This is a genomic window from Chryseobacterium sp. WG23 (assembly GCF_024586575.1).
In the GTDB taxonomy this organism is placed as follows: Bacteria; Bacteroidota; Bacteroidia; order Flavobacteriales; family Weeksellaceae; genus Chryseobacterium.
This window is the reverse complement of record NZ_JALCZE010000015.1, coordinates 38,379-61,603: the sequence shown is the minus strand read 5'-3', so window position 1 is coordinate 61,603 and position 23,225 is coordinate 38,379. Positions and strand designations below refer to the sequence as shown.

16 protein-coding genes are annotated in these 23,225 nt (G+C 38.3%); 1 reads left to right on the top strand and 15 read right to left on the bottom strand.

Annotated elements, in window-relative coordinates; translation table 11 throughout:
* Positions 1-103: 103 nt before the first annotated feature.
* The 10 genes from MP477_RS20450 to MP477_RS20405 all read right to left on the bottom strand — a co-directional run bounded on the left by MP477_RS20450 (position 104) and on the right by MP477_RS20405 (position 13,493).
* Positions 104-352: a heavy-metal-associated domain-containing protein gene (locus MP477_RS20450; protein WP_257191858.1), complete on the bottom strand. Its 249-nt coding sequence runs from the start codon at positions 350-352 to the stop codon at positions 104-106.
* An 89-nt stretch (positions 353-441) separates the two neighbouring features.
* A complete protein-coding gene (locus MP477_RS20445; RefSeq protein WP_257191857.1) occupies positions 442-2,859 on the bottom strand; it encodes a heavy metal translocating P-type ATPase in 2,418 nt (805 codons plus the stop codon).
* An 89-nt stretch (positions 2,860-2,948) separates the two neighbouring features.
* On the bottom strand, positions 2,949-3,512 hold the full coding sequence (locus tag MP477_RS20440) for an AraC family transcriptional regulator (RefSeq protein WP_230036632.1): 564 nt from the start codon (positions 3,510-3,512) through the stop codon (positions 2,949-2,951).
* Between the two features lie 253 nt (positions 3,513-3,765).
* Complete coding sequence (locus MP477_RS20435) at positions 3,766-4,947, bottom strand: alpha/beta hydrolase (RefSeq protein ID WP_257191856.1); 1,182 nt, start codon at positions 4,945-4,947, stop codon at positions 3,766-3,768.
* Positions 4,948-4,951: 4 nt separating this feature from the next.
* Complete coding sequence (locus MP477_RS20430) at positions 4,952-7,612, bottom strand: TonB-dependent receptor domain-containing protein (protein WP_257191855.1); 2,661 nt, start codon at positions 7,610-7,612, stop codon at positions 4,952-4,954.
* Positions 7,613-7,624: 12 nt separating this feature from the next.
* Complete coding sequence (locus MP477_RS20425; RefSeq protein WP_257191854.1) at positions 7,625-8,503, bottom strand: prolyl oligopeptidase family serine peptidase; 879 nt, start codon at positions 8,501-8,503, stop codon at positions 7,625-7,627.
* Positions 8,500-10,044, bottom strand: a complete 1,545-nt coding sequence (locus MP477_RS20420; RefSeq protein ID WP_257191853.1) for a long-chain fatty acid--CoA ligase — start codon at positions 10,042-10,044, stop codon at positions 8,500-8,502. The genes MP477_RS20425 and MP477_RS20420 overlap by 4 nt, the downstream gene beginning before the upstream one ends.
* Before the next feature lie 217 nt (positions 10,045-10,261).
* Entirely contained in the window at positions 10,262-11,137 is an 876-nt protein-coding gene (locus MP477_RS20415) for a helix-turn-helix transcriptional regulator (protein WP_257191852.1), read from the bottom strand.
* Positions 11,138-11,199: 62 nt separating this feature from the next.
* Positions 11,200-12,330: an alpha/beta hydrolase-fold protein gene (locus MP477_RS20410; protein ID WP_257191851.1), complete on the bottom strand. Its 1,131-nt coding sequence runs from the start codon at positions 12,328-12,330 to the stop codon at positions 11,200-11,202.
* A 167-nt stretch (positions 12,331-12,497) separates the two neighbouring features.
* Entirely contained in the window at positions 12,498-13,493 is a 996-nt protein-coding gene (locus tag MP477_RS20405) for an alpha/beta hydrolase (RefSeq protein WP_257191850.1), read from the bottom strand.
* Positions 13,494-13,965: 472 nt separating this feature from the next.
* Here MP477_RS20405 and MP477_RS20400 point away from each other — a divergent pair, with 472 nt between their 5' ends.
* Positions 13,966-16,575 carry a TonB-dependent receptor gene (locus tag MP477_RS20400; protein WP_230036648.1) on the top strand — a complete coding sequence of 870 codons (2,610 nt, stop codon included), beginning with the start codon at positions 13,966-13,968 and terminating at the stop codon, positions 16,573-16,575.
* 101 nt (positions 16,576-16,676) lie between these two features.
* On the opposite strand, the gene MP477_RS20395 is transcribed toward MP477_RS20400, so the two are convergent.
* From MP477_RS20395 to MP477_RS20375, 5 genes are read right to left on the bottom strand one after another with little or no spacing between them, the layout of a single operon-like run.
* Entirely contained in the window at positions 16,677-17,561 is an 885-nt protein-coding gene (locus tag MP477_RS20395) for a hypothetical protein (RefSeq protein WP_257191849.1), read from the bottom strand.
* Positions 17,562-17,618: 57 nt separating this feature from the next.
* Positions 17,619-18,098 carry a DUF4259 domain-containing protein gene (locus tag MP477_RS20390; protein ID WP_257191848.1) on the bottom strand — a complete coding sequence of 160 codons (480 nt, stop codon included), beginning with the start codon at positions 18,096-18,098 and terminating at the stop codon, positions 17,619-17,621.
* 15 nt (positions 18,099-18,113) lie between these two features.
* Entirely contained in the window at positions 18,114-18,764 is a 651-nt protein-coding gene (locus MP477_RS20385) for an Imm26 family immunity protein (RefSeq protein ID WP_257191847.1), read from the bottom strand.
* Between the two features lie 2 nt (positions 18,765-18,766).
* Positions 18,767-20,773, bottom strand: coding sequence for a polymorphic toxin-type HINT domain-containing protein (locus MP477_RS20380; protein WP_257191845.1), 2,007 nt, complete (start codon positions 20,771-20,773; stop codon positions 18,767-18,769).
* 16 nt (positions 20,774-20,789) lie between these two features.
* Positions 20,790-22,913 (bottom strand): type VI secretion system Vgr family protein, encoded by a 2,124-nt coding sequence (locus MP477_RS20375; RefSeq protein ID WP_257191844.1) that lies wholly within the window; start codon positions 22,911-22,913, stop codon positions 20,790-20,792.
* Between the last annotated feature and the right edge of the window lie 312 nt (positions 22,914-23,225).

The following is a 23,225-nucleotide window of genomic DNA, read 5'->3' as shown; positions in this document are numbered from 1 at the left end:
CCGCTTTAAGTATTGACGTTAAATTCTAAAGCAATATAAGTCTGTATTTAAAATTTCAGGGACCAATGTATGATGCATCATCCCTGAAATCAACTTAAAACTCCTAGTTAGAGCAGCAACTGGGTGAAGAACCTGACTCTTTTTCGCTGTCATAGCCCTCTACTTTGTAACCTGCTCTTTTAATAGTTTCCACCAGTTCTTCTTTTATTTCCTCGCTTTCAACAGAAGCGGATAATTTTGTGGATTCCAGCTTTTCAACTTTTACGCCATCTATATTTTTAATTGCGTCACTTACCCTTGTCTGGCAATGTGCACTCTGCATACCGGGTATGTTCAATTCTACATTTTTCATTTTAAATAAATTTTTGTATTACAAATTTCCTTATTGTTCTGCTTTTATTTTTTACGCTATTCCCTTTTTGATTTGTGATATTTACTGGTTTATTTCATCCATTTCAATCTTAAACTGTTACTTACTACACTTACGCTACTCAAGGCCATTGCAGCTCCAGCTATCATTGGGTTTAACAGAAAGCCGTTGATCGGAAACAATATTCCGGCAGCTAAGGGAATACCAATCAGGTTGTAGATAAACGCCCAAAAGAGGTTTTGCTGAATGGTGGCCACAGTTTGTTTAGACAGGCGTATGGCCTGAGGTATTTTGGTAAGGTCTGACGAAATAATCGTCATCTTGGCTACATCCATGGCAATGTCACTCCCTTTACCCATGGCAATACTTACATCGGCTGTTGCCAATGCGGTACTGTCATTAATTCCGTCACCCACCATTGCTACTATTTTGCCTTGCTGCTGTAATTTTTTTACAAAATCGGCTTTATGCTGCGGCAATACTTCGGCTTGATAATGTTTAATTCCTGTTTGTTCAGCAATCGCTTCTGCTGTTGCTTCATTGTCGCCAGTAAGCATATACAATTCAATTCCCATTTCCTGCATTTCTTTAATTGCCTGAACGGATGTCTCTTTAATTCTATCGGAAATAGCGATAACAGAAAGTGCGTGCGTGCTGTTTCCAAACCAAATTACCGTTTTGGATTGTTTTCCCCATTCATCAGCCTGCTGTTGTAATTGGTCAGCAATACTAATGTTGTTTTCTGTGAGTAGTTTTTTATTACCTACAAAATATGTTTCACCATTGAAATCTGCTTTAGCCCCTTTACCTGTAATACTATCGAACATTGATAGTGTTGTGGTATCAACTCCTTCCAAATGTTTCACCACGGCTTCCGCCAATGGGTGCTCTGATTGTTTTTCAATGCTCAGTAAAATATTTTTTGTTGTATCATTATTGTTCAGCCATTCAATGCCTGTTACCTGCGGTCTTCCTTCTGTTATTGTTCCTGTTTTGTCTAAAACAATAGCATTCACTTTTTTAGCTAATTCCAGGCTTTCGGCATCTTTTATTAAAATACCGTTTTCAGCCCCTTTACCGACGCCTACCATTATAGCCGTAGGAGTAGCTAATCCCAATGCACAGGGACATGCAATAACCAATACCGTTACGGCTGCCAGCAACCCCTGTACTACACCGTTATCACCCCCTAAAATAAACCACAAAATAAATGTGAGAATAGCAATGCTGATCACCACCGGAACGAAGATGCCTGCAATTTTATCAACCAATTTTTGAACGGGAGCTTTACTACCTTGTGCATCTTGCACCATTTTAATGATTTGGGCCAGCATGGTTTCTTTGCCAACTTTCACCGCCTTGAACCGAAAGCTTCCTTTCTGGTTTATTGTTCCGGCAAAAACTTTTTCACCGTCTTGTTTCAGTACAGGTACAGGCTCTCCGCTCAGCATACTCTCATCTACATACGAATTACCAGAAGTAACCATTCCATCCACTGCAATTTTTTCGCCTGGCTTTACCAATAGTACATCACCTTCATGTACGTCTTCAATGGCAGTTAGTTTTTCGGTTCCGTCCTGTGTTATTACCATCACAGTTTTTGGTTGCAGGCCCATCAGTTTTTTAATGGCAGTAGAGGTGTTTCCTTTGGCTTTTTCTTCTAATAATTTTCCTAAAAGAATAAAGGCAATAACAACTGCAGCAGCTTCAAAATATACATGTGCATGTAAACCTCTCTGATGCCAGAAATCCATAAAAAGCATATTAAATACACTAAAAATGTAAGCAATACCTGTACTCAATGCTACTAAAGTATCCATATTGGCAGAACGGTGTCTGGCCTGTTTCCATGCATTGATAAAAAAATCTTTACCCAGCCAAAGGACCACAGGAGTGGAAAAGAGCCACATAATTTCGTTACCGTAAGGCATATCCATAAAAAACATACCAATTGTTACTACAGGTATGGAGAGGATAACAGCCCAAATAGTTTTGTATTTTAATTTTTTGAATTTCTCTGCGTGGATGGTCTCCAGGGATTCCTGCTGCTTTGTTTCTTCAACGATAAGCAAGTCATAACCAACACCTTGCACCGCTTTTTGCAGTTTGGAAGCATCCGTCATATTGGGAAGATACTCTACGGTAAGATTTCCGGTTGCATAGTTGACAGAAGCGCCGATCACACCTGGCTCGTACTTTACGATACTTTCTGCACTTCCGGCACAAGAAGCACAAGTCATTCCCAAAACCGGAAAAGTGTTTTTTACCGTTGGAACACCATAACCCAAGTTTTTAATAGCTGTAACGGCTTTACCAACTGTTTCATTATCTGTAACAGTAATGCCCGCTCTGCGGTTATTTATTTCCACTTTGTGACTTTCTACACCATTTACCTGTGCTAATCCTTTTTCAACAATTAACGCACAATGTTCACTTTCTACGTCTTCTAATGGAATGTAAACCGTTTCTCTATTGTTATTTGTAGCCATAATTTCGATTGATTTATTTACAATACAAAATTGGCGACAATATGGAGAACAGTTATTGTGGAATTATAGAATTGATTTGTAATATTTACTTACACCTTGTCCAACGGTTTTCTCTTTTCTTCCTTGATTTGTTTGAAATAGCTGGGGGTAAGTCCGGTTACTTTTTTGAACTGGTTGCTTAAATAGGCCACACTAGAATAGTTTAACCGGTATGCAATTTCGCTTAAAGACAGCTCATCATAAACCAGAAGTTCTTTTACTTTTTCAACCTTTTGAGCAATAAAATATTTTTCTATTGTAGTACTTTCGACCTCTGAAAACAGATTGGAAAGGTAATTGTAGTCATGGTTTAGTTTTTTACTTAATATATCAGATAGATTGGCTTTTGTATCATTATCTTTATAATGTACCAGATCAATAATTACATTCTTTATTTGCTCTATTATCCTACCTTTTTTATCATCGATCACTTGAAAACCTAAAGGTACCAAAGCACTTTCCAAAGCATCTTTTTCACTGGAAGACAGCTCTTTTTCAAGAGTAACTTCACCCAGTTTAATATTTTCCAACTTTAATCCAAGTTTCTTCATTTCATTCTGCACGACTATAATACAACGGTTGCAGACCATATTTTTGATAAATAGTATGTTCATATTTATTCTCTGTTCATGTATAAAATAAATTCACAATAAATCTAATAAACAAATCTACGATTAAAATAAAGAGCTTTTGGCGTTCATTAATTAATTTATATACGGTATTCCTGTTAAGATCAACAGGCACATTAAAAATGCTTGAAAAACTATTAAATCCTGTAATTTTCAGGAATTACAGGATTTTTTCATTACATGGAAATCATCCATTTCCAACACCCAAATAAACTTCTAATGAAATAGCATAATCTCATCAGTTTTCCAGGTGATTCTTCTTTAAAAACTCCCCTATTTTATTCCATTCAATCTGTCCGGCAATAGCATTGGAATTGGCGTCAAAAACGTGTTCACCGTAAGGAATTTCAACATAGGAAACAGGAAGTTTCAGATCTTCTGCTTTTTTCACAAATTTTCTTGTCGCTTCTACATTGACGACATGATCGATCTCACCGGCAATAATAAATGTGGGTGAAATCCCTTCGGAAAGCTGGTCTATTAAGTTCAGCTGGGCATACCGCTGTGGAAATTCAGTGGGTGATCCTCCAAGGTATTTTCTGGCTGCATCTTTCAGGTCGATATTTTTTTTCTCATCTATTTTCTGCCAGAGTTCCGATAGGCTAACTGGTGGATAAATAGCAATAACAGCCGCCGGAAGCGGAGGCTGAGGTGAATCATAAGATTGAGCAAAACCTTTCCTTACTCCTAAATCTGCCTGCATTACCAAAGCTGCTCCCGCAGAACCGCCTACCAAAACTATTTTGTTCGGATCAACATTGAATTTTTTTGAATTTTTCATAACAAACCCCATCGAAGTCACGACTGAATTAACCGCAGATTCCCAATTGTGCCGATCGTTCTTTCCTAAAGGATAATCTATGGAGAAAACCGTGTATCCATGGTCCTTAAACCAATTGGCAGCATACCCGACCTGGGTTCTGTTTCCTTCGATAAAAGCACCACCATGCACCAGAATAACCGGAATGGCAGGTGTAGAAGATTTTGTGTCAGGGCGGAAAACATCTATATGCTGTTCTTCATTATAAATACTAAGATAAGAATAAGTTTCCGTAGGTTTTACCGGTTCTTCAGAACTTTTCAATCCCTGAGAAAATGAAACCTGGGTATTGTATTTTTTAGCCGTAGAAAACATAACTAGGGTGAAGTAAATCTGAGCCGCAAAAAACAGCACTGAAAGAACCAGATTAATTTTCAATAAGTTCCGCCAGTATTTTCCATATCTATAGAAAAGAAAACAGATACACAGAAGTACCAGACTCAAAATAACAAACTGTGAATTGAACTGTATGGTGAACGAACTGCTATACCCGCTCAGAAGCATGGGTGCCTTCAGGTACACCGAAATCATGGGAATAACCAACAATAACAGAATGATGAAGAGTAAAACTGCAAAGAATATATTTAAAAACTTTTTCATTGTATTAAAATTTATAGGTTACTGTAAGATATCCGGAAGTCGGTGGAATTGCAATCGTGAAATAAGGAGTATTGCCGGCAACTGCAGAAGCATATTCAGCCTGGGTGAAGTTTTCAAAGCCGGCAAGCTGCTGCTGAAGAGTTCCCGGCCTCTGGTAGCTCATCACGCCATATTTGTTAAATACATTGTTCACATTAACCAGCATGCTGAGATGCTCATTTACGTTATATCCTATTCCCAGATCAAACTGTGAAAATCCCGGTAATTTATAGACATTGGTATTACTACCCTCTCTTTTTCCCATATAATTCCAGGTTACAAATCCAAATGCTTTACCAATTTTCAAATTAGGACTTATATTGGCCATAATTTTTGGAGTATACGCAATTGTAGTTCCTGAATATGAAAATACAGTATCATCTGATGGGCCGGGTGCACTTCCTAAATTCCATAAATATCCTTGCTTCACTTTCGGATCCTGTACTGTAAGCACCGCCCTGATACTGAAATTGTCGGATGGTCTGATATTGGTTTCCAGTTCAACTCCAAATGTTTCATTTTTATTGTATAATGATGGAGTTGTATAGAACCCGCCTTTTCCGTCATCGGCCATAAAGCTGTAAGGCACATTGCTCAGCAAACTGTAAAATGGAGTTATAAAAGCATCAAAATAGGTTGTTTTAGTCTTAAATCCCATTTCCACCTGTTGTGTTTTTCTTGATTGCGGATCAAGTAAGCCTATGGTTTCCGGTCTGTTGGCCGCAAAGAACATATCGAGATCCGGAGACTTGCTGCCTTTAGAATATCTTGCATATACGGCAACATTATTATTGAATTTATAGTTCAGTGCTGCTGAATAGGAAAAGTTTTCCAGCTGTCTGCTGTAGGCAACATTGGTAAGCTTTGTCAGGGCGTTATTATTGTATACGGTATAAATGTTGCCATCCGTACCTCCGTTTTTGTCCGAAAACAGATACGTCCGGGTGTTATCCCCTTTGATCCATACCTTTTCATACCGTACTCCCCAATCCAATGTCAGGTGATCTGTAATATCCCAGGTATGCCCGAAAAATACAGCTCCCTGCTGCTGTTTAGCTTTGAGTTCCAACAAATCTCCCGTGCTCCCGGCCGCCTGTGCAAAACCTTCATTATTCGTCAGTTGATAAACACCGGGGTTTGTAAAATCTAACGTGGTAACTCCCGTTAAACTTAAGGTTATCATTCTTGGTCGATTCTCTAAAGTCGTAAGTCCTATTCCATTGATTCCGGAAAAACGCCATACATCCGAGTAACCATAATAGCCGCCAAATGAGAAATTCATGGTATTCCATTTTTTATTGATGGTCAGCTGATTCATAGATTCCTTTACCTTATTTTCATAAAAATTAAGCGATGACATTACAAATGAATTATTCTGAATAGACTGACCCGGCAATTGATTCTTCGTGATCTGGTAAACAGGTAATCCTCCAGCTCCCAGCGTAGAATTAACACTGGCAAGCTCCTGTCCTGTGAGGGCATCTTTAAAAGAATAGGTTCCCACTCCCAGTCCGCCGACCAAAAAATACGAGGTCATATCATCCAGCGATGTAAGAAAAGAATTCCCTACGCTGTTCTGTACCACTTCATTATCAGAATACTTGCCTGCCAAGAACAATTTCCAGTCATTTCCCAGGTTATGATCCCAGTTTAATCCTACAGACCTGTATTTGCTGCTGACCAGGCGGCCCGAATTATAATCTATATTCCCTCCATGAATAAAATCCGGAGAATTATACTGTAACTTCGGAATCAGCAGGGATGAACTGCTGCTGAACCCTTCTGCCGGCTCAGGGCTCGTATAATTTCTTGTAGGAACCAATTGTGCATAGCCATTTTTGTCGTCAAGATACTTTACAAATACTTTCAAACTTCCTTTATTGTATTTTTTTACAATATTCGCCTTTACCTGCCCCCCATTATTAAATGGATATCCGGCATATCTGGCACCCAAATCATACCGGTAAAATCCACCAATATTAAAGAACCAGTTCTTTCCCAAAGGTCCTCCAAAGTTGACATCAAGTCTATGATACCCTGAATTATCTGCTCCCTGAACACCATATTTGGCACGGATTTCTCCTCCAAATTTACTTCCGCCCGTTTTTGATATATAATTGAAAATTCCACCTGGCGCATTGGCAGCAGTAATAGAAGCAGGGCCTCCTCTCACGGCATCAATCTGAGAAATAGTGGCATCAGCTCTTAGAAAAAAGTCCGGTCCATAATTATAATAGGTGGTATTGGTTACCGGCAAACCATCTTCCTGCATAGATATATATTCATAAGCAAACGTACCATCTGAGGAGCCCGCGCTGATCCCTCTTGAACTTACATTGTTTCTGATCTCTCCCAATGACGAATTAACATATACTCCGGGAACATTTTTCAGCAGATCTGCAGCACTCACCGGAACCTGTTTATCAATGACATCACTTTTCAAAACAGAGATCGCAATGGGGGCATTCATTCTTGTTCTTTTATCAAATACCCCAGTCATGATCACCTCATCAATATCTTTTGTTTTTAGGGTATCAGCTTCTTTTTTCTGGGCCATCATACTAGAAGATGCTGTCAGAAAAAGTATGGCTACCGTAATTTTTGTATGTAAAAATTGAGTCTTCATATACTTTAATCGTTAATTTGTGCCATTTTTTTTAAGCCATTCAGCCACGTTGGCGAATACAATCTGCTCATTTTCCGGTAATTTTGTAATAAGATGGCCAGCTCCGGGAACGACTACCATTTTATACTGAACGCCTTTTGCTTTAAGCGCATTTTCCAGGATATAACCTTGCTGGATGGGAACTACCTCATCTTTATCCCCATGAATGATCAATGTGGGAATCTGGTTTATAAATTTTACAGGGCTTGTTTGAGTATAAGCATCCGGGATAGCATCACCAGGATTCCAGACCACCTTATTTCCAGACATTTTATCCAGAACCCCCAAAAGGTTAGCGGCTTTCACGTACTGTAACGTCTGAACATCTGTAAAATCTACCGGACCACACATCTCTATGATGGTTTTGATCTGAGTATTTTTGGTGTAGGCATACATCAGGGAAACATGGGCACCGGAGCTTCCTCCGGAAATTGAAAACCCGTTTTTCCTGGTATTCCATTCCCGGGCATGTGAAGAAAGGAATTTTACAGCATGGTCAATATCATCCAGAATTTCAGGAAGATGTGTGTCTGTAAGATTGACGTACCGATAATTGATATTGGCAACAGCGATCCCCTGTGAAAGAAGATATTCTACAAATTTAACATCGTCTTTTCGGTCACCCATTGTCCAGGCACCACCGTGGATGCTAATGAGAAATGCTGTGTTAGGGCTTCTATCGGCAGGAAGATAAACATCCATTATGTTCTTTTCGTGTGTTCCATATTGTATGTCGGTAAGCTTTTCTTCTTTTTGGTTTACAGAAGCAGTTTTGGCACTTTTTACGTTTTGTGTTGAGCAGCTTACTGTCAATAATCCAATGGACAGAGCAGCGATTTTAAAATAATTCATTTCAGTTGTTTTTTTAAATTCTTTTTAAGTATTTTTCCTGTGCCACTTAATGGCATTTCGTCTATAAATTCTATAATTCTCGGGTATTTATACTTGGCAATCCTTTCTCTTATCCATAGCCTGATATCTTCTTCTGAAGCGTTGCTTTCTTTTGTTTTCACCACAAAAGCTTTAATTTCTTCACCCAGTTTTTCATCATCAATACCGATAATGGCGACCATAGAAATATCAGGATTTCTCATCATCACTTCCTCCACTTCACGGGGATAAACATTCATTCCTCCCCGGATAATCATTTCCTTTTTACGGTCAACAATGAAGAAAAAGCCGTCTTCATCCTTTACAGCAATATCTCCGGAAAACATCCATCCGTTTTTCAGAACTTCGTCAGTTTCTTCACGTCTTTTATAATAGGCTTTCATCACGTTGGGACCACGATAGATCAACTCTCCTTTTTCCCCAACCGGAAGTTCATTGCACTGGTCATCTACAATCTTTACCTCAACTCCCCAAATAGGAGTTCCGATAGAACCGGGTTTTCTTCCCACAGTCAGCTGGTTGAATGTCACCACAGGAGAACCTTCGGACATTCCATAGCCTTCAATAATGGGAACTCCGAAACGGGTTTCAAATTCATCAATAATTTTTACAGGAAGAGAAGCTCCCCCGGAAATGCAGATTCTCAGTTTTTTAATACTATTGGTATTCTCTTCAGTATTCTCTTCATTCAGAAGCGCCCAATACATGGAAGGCACGCCCGCAAAAATTCCGATATCAAAGCGGGTAATGAGCTGGTAAACTGTCTGGGCATTAAATTTTGGAAGCAGAATAAGATGAAGTGACTTCCGGATTCCTGCAAGCATCATCACCGTTAAGCCAAAGATGTGAAATAATGGCAAAACAACAAGCTGCGTTTCAAATTCAGCCGCCGCAACTATGGTGGTACTGGCTTCTGCATTGGTAAAAAGGTTAATATGTGAAAGCTCTGCTCCTTTGGGCTTTCCTGTAGTTCCCGAAGTATAAATGATAACTGCTGTATCTTCTGCTGAGGTAATGTAAGATTCAAAATAGGTTTCTTCATCTTTAATGAAATCATCAAAATTCCCGATATCTCCTGCCAAATGCCCTATGCTGATAAAATCTTTGCAAGTTTCGCATTGGCCAAAGCCTTCTTTTCCGAATTTCCCTACAGGCATTTCCGGAGTTCCGGCAAAACACAAAAACAGTTTACTGTCGGAATCGGAAAGTTGATAAGCAATCTCTTCAGGTTTAAGAAAAATACTAAAGGGTACAACTGTTGCTCCGGTTTTTAATATGGCAAAAAAAATAATCGGAAATTGAGGAATATTGGGGCAAAGCAAAGCGATCTTGTCACCATAACCTATTCCTGCTTTTGTAAATGCATTGGCTGCCTGGCAGACTTTCTCATGAAAGATTCTATAATTGATGGTAGTTTCTCCAAGGCTTAGGGCTGGTCTTTTGGGGTTACTTCTTGCACTTTCTTCCACTAAAATTGATAAGTTCAGCATAGTTTTGTTCATATTAAGTTAATGTTGATATGAAAAGGGCCTTAGCTAAAGGATATTTCATATGAACTAATCTTAACTCCAAATTAATGATATGCTGAACACGTGGTGATACGAAAAGGAAATTCTGTGATACGGAAAAGAAATTTTTTCGAAGTGTATAAAAATACAACCTCTTGTAAACGCCGAAATAGACAACATTTACAACATCCATCCGGAAAGTGTTTAAGTTTTACTGACGTTCTTCGGAAGGAAGTTTTCCGAAATGACGGAGATAAAGCTGAGAAAAATGCCCACGATTATTATACCCAATAAAATCACTGATCTCTCCTACCGACTTTTCGGTTTCCAGAAGCATAGATCGGGCTGTTTCCATTCTGGTTTTAATGATGTATTGATGGATAGGCAGCTGGGTATAATCTTTAAATCCTTTTTTAAGATCACTGCTGTTGAGCCCGCAGTAACGGCTGATTTCCCTGATGGCCAGACTTTGGAATGCATTGGTGTCCACAAAATCTTTCGCGAGCTTTATTTTGTCTTCAAATGCTTTTTTGTGTTCAAAAGTCTTCTCATCAGAAAGAAGATAATGAATCCAGTAGCTTAAGAATTCCAGCATTCTGCTTTCAAGAATAATGCTGCAGGATGCATCATCAAACGGAGTATCGAAAATAGTTTTCAGTTTTTCCTGGCTCAGATAATTGCGTTGTGCATTTTCCAGCTTTTCTTTCAACAGTCCGTTATCTTTTGAAAAAAGGTTTTTCGGAACAAAAATTCTCACGCCATCAATATCGGTGGTATTATGTTCAAACTTTTTTTCATCATTAATAAAATTGCTGCTGATTTTCCCTTCTTTGTTGATCCGGAAATCCATCATTCCGTTGTCGCCGACTTTATGTGGAGAGTGGAAAATAGTTTCTTCATGAAAATTCCATTTCCCCCGGAAAAAGTGAAAATTTCTCTTGCTGAAAAGAATGAGCTTCCCGCTTCCCAAATCCTCGGGCATCTCCAGAACAGTAGAGTTCAGGAAATCTTTGTCACAAAATCTGTAATCCTGAATCAGACCTTGTTTAAAACCATCCGGCTCCAGGTAAGGAAGGAGTAATTCCATAAAACGGTAAGTTATTGGACTGTAAGTTAATAAAATTATAAAACATGACAAATATCATGTATTTATCTGAAGATATGTTGTGAGAATTGATAGAGTGACCTCCTCCAGGTAAGCCATTCATGACGGGTTTCCGGAGAGTTATATTGGACATAAGGATAATTATTTTTATTTAAATAAGTTGTTAATATCTGATTAAATTTAAAAAAGATCGCATCTTCTTTTCCCCCGATTCCAATAAAGAAATAAGGCTTTTTCTTAGATGTTAACAAATTTCTGATAGGGAGTTCTTTAAAAGGTTCGGTTTCGGTTCCTTCGTAAATTACAGGACTAAAAGCCCCGATTGCCGAGAATAACTCCGGATGGGAAACCCCAATCAGCATAGCCTGATAACTGCCACGGGAAAGTCCCGCAATAGCTTTCTTACCAGAAGTTTTATATTTTTTTTCAATATAGGGAATTAGCTCCTTGGTAAGTATTTTGTCAAGATTTTTAGAAGAAAGTACCGTTCTGGGATAGTTGTCCGGCATTTTTTCCTGTTCGGGATTCAATGCAACTCCATAATCCATTACCACTATCATTTTCTTAGCCTTTTTTTCTGCGAAAAGATTATCGAGGATATGAAGGATATAGCCTTGTTTTTCCCAGCCTGTAACATCTTCTCCGGTACCGTGGTACAGATATAAAACGGGGAGTTTTTCAGATCCGTAATTGGGAGGAAGATATACTTTAAAGTTCCGTGTGCCATGGGTTATTTCTGAATTCAGACTGTCGTTAACAATTTTTCCGTGCTTTACATTTTTCTCCAGGAAAAAATCTTCTCCGGAAGGGACTTCAATTCCACTGGTAGGCTGGCTGTATCCAAAATACAGCTGCGTATTGGGATCATTTGTACGCTGGCCATCTACGTTGAACCAGTAATAATGAAATCCTATTTCCATGGGGGTAGTAGAGATGTTCCAAAATCCATTTTTATCTTTGGAAGCAGAGGATTTTATACTTTTCATTCCGTCGCCGCCATCTAAAATTACTGATTTTGCATCAGGAAAATAGACCTGAAATTCTGCTTTTCTCTCTGCGTCCATTTTCGGGAATTCTTTTCCCGGTAAAACTGTTGAAGAAGTTTTATACGTTTGGGAAAACGCAATGGAAGAAAATAAGACGAGAAATAAAGATATTTTTTGTGAGTACTGCATTATTTTAATTTTAAAATGTAAGAAATTCGCAGTCAGAGATTACAATATGGTACTGCGTTATTTAAATCAATAGTAAGGAAAATATTTTTCTTTATCAAAATCTATGGAATATTGTTTTTTCTTCTGCTGTCAAAAATTACAGACTTCCTGCCCTGTTTTTATGCTGATTATTTAAGAAACTGCTTCATCATTCTTACCGTGATCTCCATACTTTCCGGGAGTTGCATTCCGTGGGCATAGCCTGCAAAAACATGTAGTTCTGTAAAAATACCTGCTTTTATCAGACGGTCAGCATAAGCCAATCCGCTATCCCGCAAGGGATCTGTTCCGGCAACAAAAATGACAGTTGGCGGAAGGTTGGAAAGATCTTTATCATTTCCGGGCAGCACATATTTTTCTTTTGAATTGCCGTTTTTTCCTATATAGAAATCTTTTAAAACCGGAAAGTCATCACTTTTAAGACCCCGGATTCTTTTAAATTCAATAACTGATGGATAATCCATCCTGAAATCTCCAGGCGGAATTTCCAGAACCTGTAAACTTATTTTTGGGCCTTTCTTATCTCTTGTGTATTGTGCCAGGCCTCCGGATATACCAGCTCCTGCACTGGAACCTCCTACAGCGATCAGTTTTGGATTTCCACCTATATTTCCTGCATTTTTATGGGCCCACAATAACGAGGCATAGGCATCTTGGAGGGCTGCCGGAAAAGGATTTTCCGGAGCGAAACGGTAATCTATATTGATAACCACAGCATTTCCTTTCAATGCATAATCTGCACACCTCTGGTGATCCCATTTGGGAGTTCCATATACAAAACCACCCCCATGAAACCAAAGAAATATGGGAAGATTTTTCGAATTTTTGGGTTTATAAACCGTTACCGGGATTTCGGGGTCTTTTGCGTTCAGTCCCGGAATTTTAGACCGTGCCACTTCAATACTGTCTTTGTTTTTCAGTTCCGGCCAAGGCATTTCTGCCTGAATTTTGCGATCTCTTTTCACTTCTTCAAACGTCATATCCTGAATAGGAGTATTATTCATTACCTGGAACTGGGGCAGTAATCTTTTTTCTGCTTCCCGGGCAGTGAGCGGATGATATTGTTGCGCCAATGATAAGCCCGGGAGCAGGAAAGCCATTAAGAGTAACAGGGAGTTTTTCATAATCATAGCAATAGAGGATTGTATTCTTTCAAAAGTAACATTATGCTAACCATCGGATGACACGAAAAGGAAATTTTGTGATACGGAAAAGAAATTTTTATGACCATAAAACACTACTATAAAGCATGGATAAATGGCTTGGACCAAGCTTAATCTTTCTCAGCATTATATTAGATTATGGGTGAATATAATCTCTTTTCAACAGATCATGCATTGAAATATCATTTTCATAGATTAAAGATCAGATGATTAAAATTTTTTAATAATAAATATAATAATACTTAATAAATTACAGACTTTCACCCTAACAACCTGTAAATGAAATTAATGAAGCTGTTTTATTTATTCGCAAAAAACAGCCATAATCCCCATATTACCTTCTTTATGAAATCACGTAATAAAGATTTAATACTCTATTAAAAAATAAATATCCATATTTGCAGCCTTAAACTCAAAAACGCTAGTTTATTTCATGAGCATTATTTTTAAAAAGCGACTACTTATAGCGCTTGTATTACCAACGGCCGGCATATATTATGCACAGAGTACGAAGGATTCTTTAGAAAAATCTAAATCTATTGATGAGGTGATGTTAGTGGGAAGAAATCTTTCCCAGACAGCCAAAGAAAGAAAAACCCCTGTTGCAGTTTCTACCATTAAGGCAGCTGAAATTCAGGAAAAATTAGGAAACAGGGAATTTCCCGAAATTATGAAGTCTACCCCATCCGTGTACGTTACTAAAGTAGGCGGCGGATTTGGAGACAGCAGAATTAACATGAGGGGTTTTGATGGTGCCAACATTGCGGTGATCATCAACGGACAGCCTGTTAATGATATGCAGGGAGGTACTGTATATTGGTCCAACTGGACCGGATTGGCAGATATTGCAAGCAATATTCAGATTCAGAGAGGGTTGGGAGCTTCTAAATTTGTAGTTCCGTCTGTAGGGGGAACGATAAATATTGTAACCAAAGCTACTGATTCTGAGCAAAAAGCAATGATAAAGGCAGAAGCAGGTAATGACAACTACTCCAGAGTATCAGCCATGTATTCTTCCGGGTTAAAAAATAAGTGGGGAACAACTGTTCTACTCTCCCGTTGGCAAGGTGACGGTTATATCAACGGAACCAAAGGAGAAGGCTATTCATGGTTTTTCTCTACAGGATTTAAGCCTAATGAAAAGCATGCATTCAACTTGATTGCTACAGGTGCACCACAGGTACACGACACAAGAAGATCTTCTGCAACCGGAGCGAATGTAGCCACTTTACGACAGTTTGAAACCTATGGAAGAAGATATAATCCACAAACAGGAATGCTGAATGGTTCTTCATTCAACTTGGCGCCCAACTTCTATCACAAACCTATTGCATCACTTAACTGGGACTGGAATATTAATGATGCCCTGAAGCTTTCTACAGTTGTTTATGGTTCCTGGGGACGTGGTGGCGGTGGTACCGGGCTTAATGGTTCTATTAAAAATGCTAATGGGCAAACTATGAATTTCATGAATTATGGCCAGGGCGGAGACGGCACTATCAACTGGGATATGATTTACCGTTACAACAGAGGGGGTATGGTCACTGATTATAATGGAAACTCCTTCCAGAAACCAACCTTTACTGCTCCTGCAGGATCTCCGGCTGATTATAATGGACAATATGTAGCTACTTTAAACGGGACTTCCGGTATTGTTAGAAAGCAGAGCATTAATTCTCATGACTGGTATGGAGCCATCGCAGATCTTAATTACAAAAAGAATAACTGGACCTTTAACGGAGGGATTGACCTTAAAACTTACAAAGGAGCGCTTTATGATATCGTTACCGATATGCTGGGCTCTGATGCATTATATATTCCTAATACGGTGAATGCTCCAAAAGGATCTTATGTAGACCAAACCGTAAAACCGGAACCTCTTACCAAGCTTAATAATGCTCAGAAAGTATCTATATACAACGAAGGGTTGGTAAAATGGGCAGGTTTATATGGAATGGTTGAGTACAGTTCAGAAAAGCTAAGTGCATCTGTTCAGGCTTCAGTTTCTGAACAATATTACAAGAGAATAGACTATATGCTGTATACTCCCGGAAATCAGGAAACCAAGTGGTATCATAAAACGGGATATATTGTAAAAGGAGGTGCCAACTATAATATAGACCAGCATCATAATGTATTTTTCAATACGGGAGTTATTTCGAGACAACCGCTATTCAATGCTTTATTCCCATCAAACCAAAACATATACAACGATGCGAAGAATGAAAGAATCTTTTCTGTAGAATTGGGATATGGGTTCAAATCCCGTTATGTGGATGTTAATATTAACGCTTACAGAACACAGTGGGATGACAGATTCATCTCAAGAACATTTAATGCCGGTGCCGCTGATGTTGCCAATTTCTCTCAGTTAAAACTTGGAAATGCTTATTTCTACAATGCCCTGAATGTTGGACAAGTACACCAGGGAGTTGAACTGGAAGCGAAAGCAAGACCTCTTTCTAACCTTAGGCTTAGAGGGATGCTATCGTTAGGTAACTGGAAGTACAAAGGGAATGCAAATTTCAACATCATGGATGTTCAGAGCAACCAGGAAGTCACTGGAGCAACAGGAATCATCAACATCAAAGATCTGAAGGTAGGAGATGCTGCCCAAACAACAGCAAGCATCGGGGCTGATTATAATATTACCAAAGCTTTCAGCATTGATGCTAACTGGGAATATTATGACAAGCTATATGCACAATTCAATCCTATCAACTTCCTTACTGAAGCAGCAAGAGAAAAAGGGATTGTAAAATTACCAAGCTATCATTTATTTGATGTAGGGGCTACTTATAAATTCATCATTGATCAGAAAAAATCATTGACATTAAGAGCTAATGTATACAACTTATTCAATAAGTACTATATTTCTGAGCTAAGCTCCAATATTTTTGCAGGTGATAAAATTGCCAATGGTCCGGATGCCGGAAAAACATACCAGGAAGCTGGAAGGGTTTATCAGGGCGTAGCTGACGGCAATACAGGATTCCTTGGATTTGGAAGAACCTGGTCTGTTGCAGCAACTTTCAGATTCTAATTATACCATCTGAATATAAATCAATTGAACCCGTCACTTTTGGCGGGTTCTTTTCTTTTAAAAGATGTTGTTATCTTCTCTTCATCCCATAATCAATATCATTAATTCTCAATCGATTTAATCTTTAAATCCATATCAATCCTATAGGCAAGATGTTCATGCATTTTTTCTATGAAATGAAGCTCGGCATTCATAATCTTACCGGTTGATTTTTCAAAATTATATTTTGTTTTGACACTGAATTCAAACTGATCAATAGTGAATTCCTTCTCATTTTCGTAAAGCTTTTTGATATGACTTTTAATGAGTTCAGCACGGTTGTTCAGTACGGAATGAAATTCTACAAAAAGAGTATTGTTTTCTTCTTCAAGCTTCACCAGTTTTAGCTGATAGCTATACTCTCCTCCCTGCATCAATCTGGAACGAACACTCAACGGACTGGATAAAAAACTGTAGTACTCATTAGGTGGAAATATCAGACTATAAACTTCCGGTAACAGAAGAATATACTGTAGGTTTTTCTTCAGTTCTCCCTCAAAGCTTTTCAATCCTTTTTCATAATTGGCAACCAATTTAATCTGATCTTTTTCTTCCGGAAAAACAGTAACCATTTTATTTTCTTTCCATTCTTCCCAGCTCTTCCACAGCTCCTCTGTATTCTCAACAGAAAGTATCTTTCCGTTTGCATTTCGTTTGATATAAAGATTACGTGAAATATCAGCAAGGGCAAGACTTTGTTGTAAAAAGGATTTCATTGTATGATCTTCCGTATTTCCTGTAATTTCAAGAAGATTTATCCTATTGTAAATAAGATCTGATTCTTTCTGCTGGTCAAGAAGAAGTTCAGATGAGGTTTTTAAAGAAATTGGGGAATTTTCCTTACCCATCAGAAAGATATTCTCCACATTCAGGGTATATTCCTGCGAGAATTTTTCAAGTTGAAGAAGAGGAATATTTTCCCCAAAAAAAAAATTTGAAATACTCATTACTTTATTTTGACTCCTGTACAGTTTAAATGATCTCTTCTAAAGATATTTTATTTATTATGAAAAATTGGTTTTTATATATTTCGTCCACTCTTCCTCAATTTCCGGATCATTATTTTCTTCATCAACAAAATTATAGTTGCTATAAAAATTATCGAGCTTCATAATTAAAGAAACCTGATAATTAAACCATTGGTGATATTCATCAGATTCTTTCCATAATTCTCTTACTTCTGAATGCTCTTTAAAGAAAAGGATCTTTTTGGCGGCTTTTATAACCATTTGAGCTAATAGAATCGTATCTACGGATTCCAACTGTGGCAAAATGTAGTCTGTGGAAATCAGTTTCAAACGACCACTCAGTGCTTCAAGTATTGCTAACGTAATAAAGCTCTCTTCATCATCTATAAAATCATCTTCATCCAAAATTTTGGTGAGATAAGGAATCACTAATTCTTTATCCGGAGATTCCTCCAGTTCAGCAAACCAATCTGCAGCAGTATCATTTTCAAAGTTCTTGTATCCCCAAGCCCCCATAATTATATTTTAAAATTAATGTTTATAGAATCTGGCTAAATCAAATCCCATTTCCTTAGATAATTCATAATAGCTTTTATCTGGATCTAAATTTAAATCTGAATAAATTTGTTTTCTTTCATCGGGATGATATAAAAGATCTAAATCTGTAAGGCTTTCATCATAATAATCTCCGTCTATTAAATCCTCTCTTCCTTGTAACCCTAAACTAGCATCTAAAATCACAACAGGGTATTCCGGAGCAGGAAGAACTCCAGGATATTGAATCGGATCCTTAATAGCTGTTTTGAAATAAAGTTCTCCCCTCATTAACCGAACTTCATTATATGCATTTCCTACAACTTCCGGAAATTCTATATTCTTAACATCAACTTTATGATGTCCAGCTACTTCCCATTTTAAACTATTTGCTTTTGAATCTATTTTAAATACAAAAACTCTAGGAATTAATACTTCCATACTATCTGGAAGATTGGGAGAATCATATATACCTTTGTAAATTTCTATTAGATGGCATCCTGCATAAGTTGTAAAATAGTTTTCATCGTTTGCCTTTGATTTTTTTAGCTGGCTGTCTACATCAAATAAGACCCTACCAAAAATAAAAAGATTTTTGTTTTCTAATTTTAAATTGAAAATATCTCCAACCTCTAATTTTTTTATCATTTTTATGGACATTTTATAAGTTTACTAAAATAATTAAATTTCCTTTTGCTTAACGCATTAATCTTATTTCTAATTTCCGCTCCTGCTTTTAAAGTTTTAGTTCCATTTTGCATTATATGATATTGTTCACGAGCTGCTGTTTGAAATGCATTCCAAGTTCCAGACTCTAATGTTCTACTAACATATCTTCTAGGATCGAGTCCTTTCTCTAAGACATGCTGAGTAAATCTTTTCCCATCTTCTTGTATTGTTTTTCCAACATAAACATATTGTTTTGTTTTCTTATCCCAAATCCCATAAATTTCTGATGGCTTAGGAGTGAGATCATGAAAAACTGAATTTGGATAAGACTTTCCATTATGCACCAGAATATCAAGTGAAGACACAAAATAATTATGTACTTCGTCAACTTCAAGATTATAGGTTTTGAAATTTCCAACAATTTTTTCGGTCTTTTCTACAATAATAGATTTTCCGGTGGCATCCATCAACAGATTTCCGCTTTCAATATCTTCTGCATTAATCCAGTCAGAATGCGTTACCGACCAGAACCTGTGGGCTGATGTACTTTCAATGATTTCATCCCCAATATATAGCCTGCAAAGACTTTCAGTATGATTTACATACACTCCGGTAACCTGTTTTAAGACTTCCGTATGTTTATCCTGATCAAAAGCTGTAACATAATCTCCTACTGAAATTGTTTCAATAGCTGCATAACCACTATTTTCATCAATTTTCACTAAAGTTCCGGCAGGAAAACAATGTTTAAGTTTCGCGAGGTCATCCCAAGTTTTTGCTACAAGCTCAGCGGCTTCATCAGCCATTTTACTTAAGCATTTTCCACTGTTATGCACCAGAACCCCTGAATTCCCTACAAAATAATTATGCCAGTGGTCTACCTCAAAATTATAGACTTTCTGAGGGGTATAATTGAATTCTGTTTTTTGTATAATACCTTCTTGCTGGTCACGCAAAAGAATTTTATCTCCTTCTTTCAATTCTGAAGCATCCGTCCATTCACCATTGGTATAAAAAGGGTGTGTAGCCGTTGTTTCAATGACTTCAGCTTCTGTATAAATACTAATCGTATGGTCACTTTCATTGGTGATTAAATCAATCACCGGCTGAAGGGCTACGGTATCTGTATCTTCATCATAAGCCCAGACCAGATCTCCGATGCGGATGTCTTCAATATTTTTAATTCCATGTTCAGTATGAACAGGTGTTCCAGCCGGAAAACAGGCAAAAACACAGGTTTTAAGAAGCTTTTTAGCGATATCGTCTACACTTTTCTTTAAGGCTTCTTTACTCAGTTTTTTCAACGCAGCTTTTCCCATCTGCTGAAGAGCTTCTTTAGAGATAGCTTTTGCACCAGCTTTTATGGCACCTTTCACACCGGCTTTTGCACCCTGCATGGCTACTGTTCCGGTTCCAAAAGAAACCACTCCTACCGCAATAGAAGCCACATCCCAGATTAAAAATCCGGCATTCATGGCTGCTCCCCAGCCATCACCGGTCTGTATATCATTGATAAGATCACGGCCGCTTCCCCAAACTGGGATCATCCCTTCCACAAGACCTGCTTCTCCCACACTGTCTCCATGTCCGCTGTCATCTAGTTCACGCTGTGCCTGATCCTGCATATCTTTTACTTCCTGAGCGGCATCGTCCGGAAGAGGAACCTGTCCGCTCGTCATAAATTCTATCTTTCCACCCACAGGACATTGACAGGTACTTTTTCCTATCAAAGATCTGATTCCGTTGATTTTTACCTGCCAGGTATCCTGCCAGGTCATAGGAACAGTTGCGGGAGTACAGGGACCACCACTGATTTTGCATACCTTAAAGGATGGAATATTAATCAGAGGAGCAGCATCTTGATTGGTGGCCACCAAACAACCATGGATCTTCACCTTTGTATTGAACGTAGGTTTAAAGAAATCCGGGGCAGCTCCCTGATCACACATCATCAGGGCATTGAGGGTTATGTATTCTAACTCATCCATGATTTCTGTTTTAGAATTACATAATATTGGTATCTCCGGAAGACATCACAGCGCTTGGCCCTCCGGTAATTGTAAGTGGAGAATCTGTGCTAATATTCATCGCTCCTCCTTTACTTGAAAGTCCGAGTGCACCGGTAAGTGCAGTAATATCAATGATTCCTTTTCCTGCTGATGCCGTAATTCCTGCTTCAGATATGGTAATAGAATTATCTCCTACCTTCAGAGTGATACTTGTTTTTCCGTCAAGAGTAATATTTCCTCCAGCATCCATTTTTAATAAGGATTGTGGTGGAGCATCTTTCTTACCCCCAACGTTGATTACATTGGTACTTCCTGCATTTACGGTATGATTGCTATTGGCGTTGGTGGTTGCATTTCCGGTTCCGTCAAAATTCATATTGGCACCACCCTGATCTTTAAGATTCATGGATCCGGCACCATTATCATATTTCAATTCTGCACCGCTTCGGCCACTGAAACTCATGATATTATTTCCGGTACCGCCACCAGCTCCTATTCCGCCATGGAACATTCCCCCCATGACAAAAGGGCGGTCCGGATGAAGATGTACAAAGTTAACAATCACCTGATCCCCAACTTCGGGAATAGACATAAATCCGCGGTTCTTACCTACTTTTTCACTGCTTCCGGCATCTGGTGTCATTACACGGATAAATTCAGTGGTATCCTGTCCACTCTGCCAATCAAGCTGAACCTGTACACGGCCCTGATTTTCAGGATCGGTGTTGGAAATTACTTTTCCAAACTGGGGTTCTGCCACCGGAACTGTAAATTCCGGTCTTGGAATAAATCCGGTATCAGCAGCTATTGCCTGAAAAGATCCATCATAATATCCACGGGCATCTACTTCATGAGTTACCTCTATCAGCATAAGCTTGGTAAAATATCCGGTATCGTTAGTATCTGACTTACGCATTTCTATATCTGCAATACAGCCTGGATAAAGGAATGGTACGGTTGTATTCCCTGAAGTAACAAAAACTTCTGAAGCCTTACTTCCCGCAGCACCTTTCTGTGAGGCATCAATATCCATAAAGGAAACAGCCTTGATAGGTGCAACACGTAAAGACGGCGTCTGAAAAGTCTTTTCTGAAATTTCATAGGCACGCTTGGCGATCTCTGAGGTATGGTTAATTTTTGAACTTCCACCTTTGAATTTTTCATTTTTGCTGCTGTTGTATCCATAAAATGATGGATTCACATGCTGAGCTTTCATTTTAATTTTAACGTCAGTGAGATTACTGCCATAAGTCAGCATCACAGGTTTTTCCTGTGGAGGCAGCTGTCCGAAATGCAGCACTTCCCCGTCATAAAAGAATTGCTCCCCATAAGCTTCTGCTATTCTCGCCAGATAATTATAATGGGTTTCTTCGTATTGACAACTGTAAGAGACATTTCCCTGACGGGCGTCTACCCTGAAATCATATTTTCCCTGCCCCAATCCTTCTTTAATAACTTCATTAGCGATGCTGTTCAAACTCATAGGCTGTGCTCCTCCAAAACTTTGAATATGAGGGGCTGCATCTAACAAGATTGTTGGACTGAACCCTGATAAAACAAGGTTCCCAAGACTTCCTTTTTCCTGGCTGAATCCGACTTCTGTGATGACTCCGACAAAATTTCGTTCTGCACCACCTTCCACATCTTTATACTTGAATACTACTGTAATCCTTTTTCCAAGAAAATTCTGTACTTCTTCAAGATTATGATTTTCTGCACTTCCTAAGGTATCATGCGCCAGAATGAGTTCAAACTCATGATGTTTGGTAGTGCTTTGGGTGAGTTTAAAGTGTTTGAAATATTTTATCGGCTTGCCTTCCACATGAATATCAAGTTTTACTACGCGGTTAATGCCTGCAATGGCGCTTTCCGGAATACTGTCTGCATTAAATATTCTTGATGTAGGCTGCTTTGCCCATAATTTTCCTTTAGTAATGGAAGGTTCATTCGGCAGCAAAGGCTGATTCAGGAATTGTTTTCCTGTATTCACTGCATTATTCACTTTTGAAGTAACTTTCTTTACTTCTTTGATTTTTTTATTTTCCTGGATTTTGTTTACAAAACCTGTCTTGTCTGAATCTATTTCCGGTTTGGGAAGATTATTCTGTTCCTGAAACATGACGTCAATTTTTTTTTGGTGTATGACTTAATTAGATATTCAACCTTTACAGGTGAGACCCTTTAACTTAAAGAACCAATCGGCAGCTTGCAACGGCCTCTTGAACAAGCTTTTTTATGATTGATCTGAGATAGTTGCAGTCGGAATTTTCAGAAATGCAATTCCACTTTAAGTACCAGACAGTACTTTTTACAGGATTGATTATTGTATTTTTTCATAAGTTTTTTCGGTGATTTTGGTAATGCAATATATAACCTTAAATATTCACGTCAAAATGAACTATCTATTATTTCAAAAATTGTAGTAGAACTA

What these genes read in the sequence shown, in the direction of transcription:
- MP477_RS20450 (WP_257191858.1), bottom strand. Translation starts at nt 352, where the DNA reads ATGAAAAATGTAGAATTGAACATACCCGGTATGCAGAGTGCACATTGC.
- MP477_RS20445 (WP_257191857.1), bottom strand. Translation starts at nt 2,859, where the DNA reads ATGGCTACAAATAACAATAGAGAAACGGTTTACATTCCATTAGAAGAC.
- MP477_RS20440 (WP_230036632.1), bottom strand. Translation starts at nt 3,512, where the DNA reads ATGAACATACTATTTATCAAAAATATGGTCTGCAACCGTTGTATTATA.
- MP477_RS20435 (WP_257191856.1), bottom strand. Translation starts at nt 4,947, where the DNA reads ATGAAAAAGTTTTTAAATATATTCTTTGCAGTTTTACTCTTCATCATT.
- MP477_RS20430 (WP_257191855.1), bottom strand. Translation starts at nt 7,612, where the DNA reads ATGAAGACTCAATTTTTACATACAAAAATTACGGTAGCCATACTTTTT.
- MP477_RS20425 (WP_257191854.1), bottom strand. Translation starts at nt 8,503, where the DNA reads ATGAATTATTTTAAAATCGCTGCTCTGTCCATTGGATTATTGACAGTA.
- MP477_RS20420 (WP_257191853.1), bottom strand. Translation starts at nt 10,044, where the DNA reads ATGAACAAAACTATGCTGAACTTATCAATTTTAGTGGAAGAAAGTGCA.
- MP477_RS20415 (WP_257191852.1), bottom strand. Translation starts at nt 11,137, where the DNA reads ATGGAATTACTCCTTCCTTACCTGGAGCCGGATGGTTTTAAACAAGGT.
- MP477_RS20410 (WP_257191851.1), bottom strand. Translation starts at nt 12,330, where the DNA reads ATGCAGTACTCACAAAAAATATCTTTATTTCTCGTCTTATTTTCTTCC.
- MP477_RS20405 (WP_257191850.1), bottom strand. Translation starts at nt 13,493, where the DNA reads ATGAAAAACTCCCTGTTACTCTTAATGGCTTTCCTGCTCCCGGGCTTA.
- MP477_RS20400 (WP_230036648.1), top strand. Translation starts at nt 13,966, where the DNA reads ATGAGCATTATTTTTAAAAAGCGACTACTTATAGCGCTTGTATTACCA.
- MP477_RS20395 (WP_257191849.1), bottom strand. Translation starts at nt 17,561, where the DNA reads ATGAGTATTTCAAATTTTTTTTTTGGGGAAAATATTCCTCTTCTTCAA.
- MP477_RS20390 (WP_257191848.1), bottom strand. Translation starts at nt 18,098, where the DNA reads ATGGGGGCTTGGGGATACAAGAACTTTGAAAATGATACTGCTGCAGAT.
- MP477_RS20385 (WP_257191847.1), bottom strand. Translation starts at nt 18,764, where the DNA reads ATGATAAAAAAATTAGAGGTTGGAGATATTTTCAATTTAAAATTAGAA.
- MP477_RS20380 (WP_257191845.1), bottom strand. Translation starts at nt 20,773, where the DNA reads ATGGATGAGTTAGAATACATAACCCTCAATGCCCTGATGATGTGTGAT.
- MP477_RS20375 (WP_257191844.1), bottom strand. Translation starts at nt 22,913, where the DNA reads ATGTTTCAGGAACAGAATAATCTTCCCAAACCGGAAATAGATTCAGAC.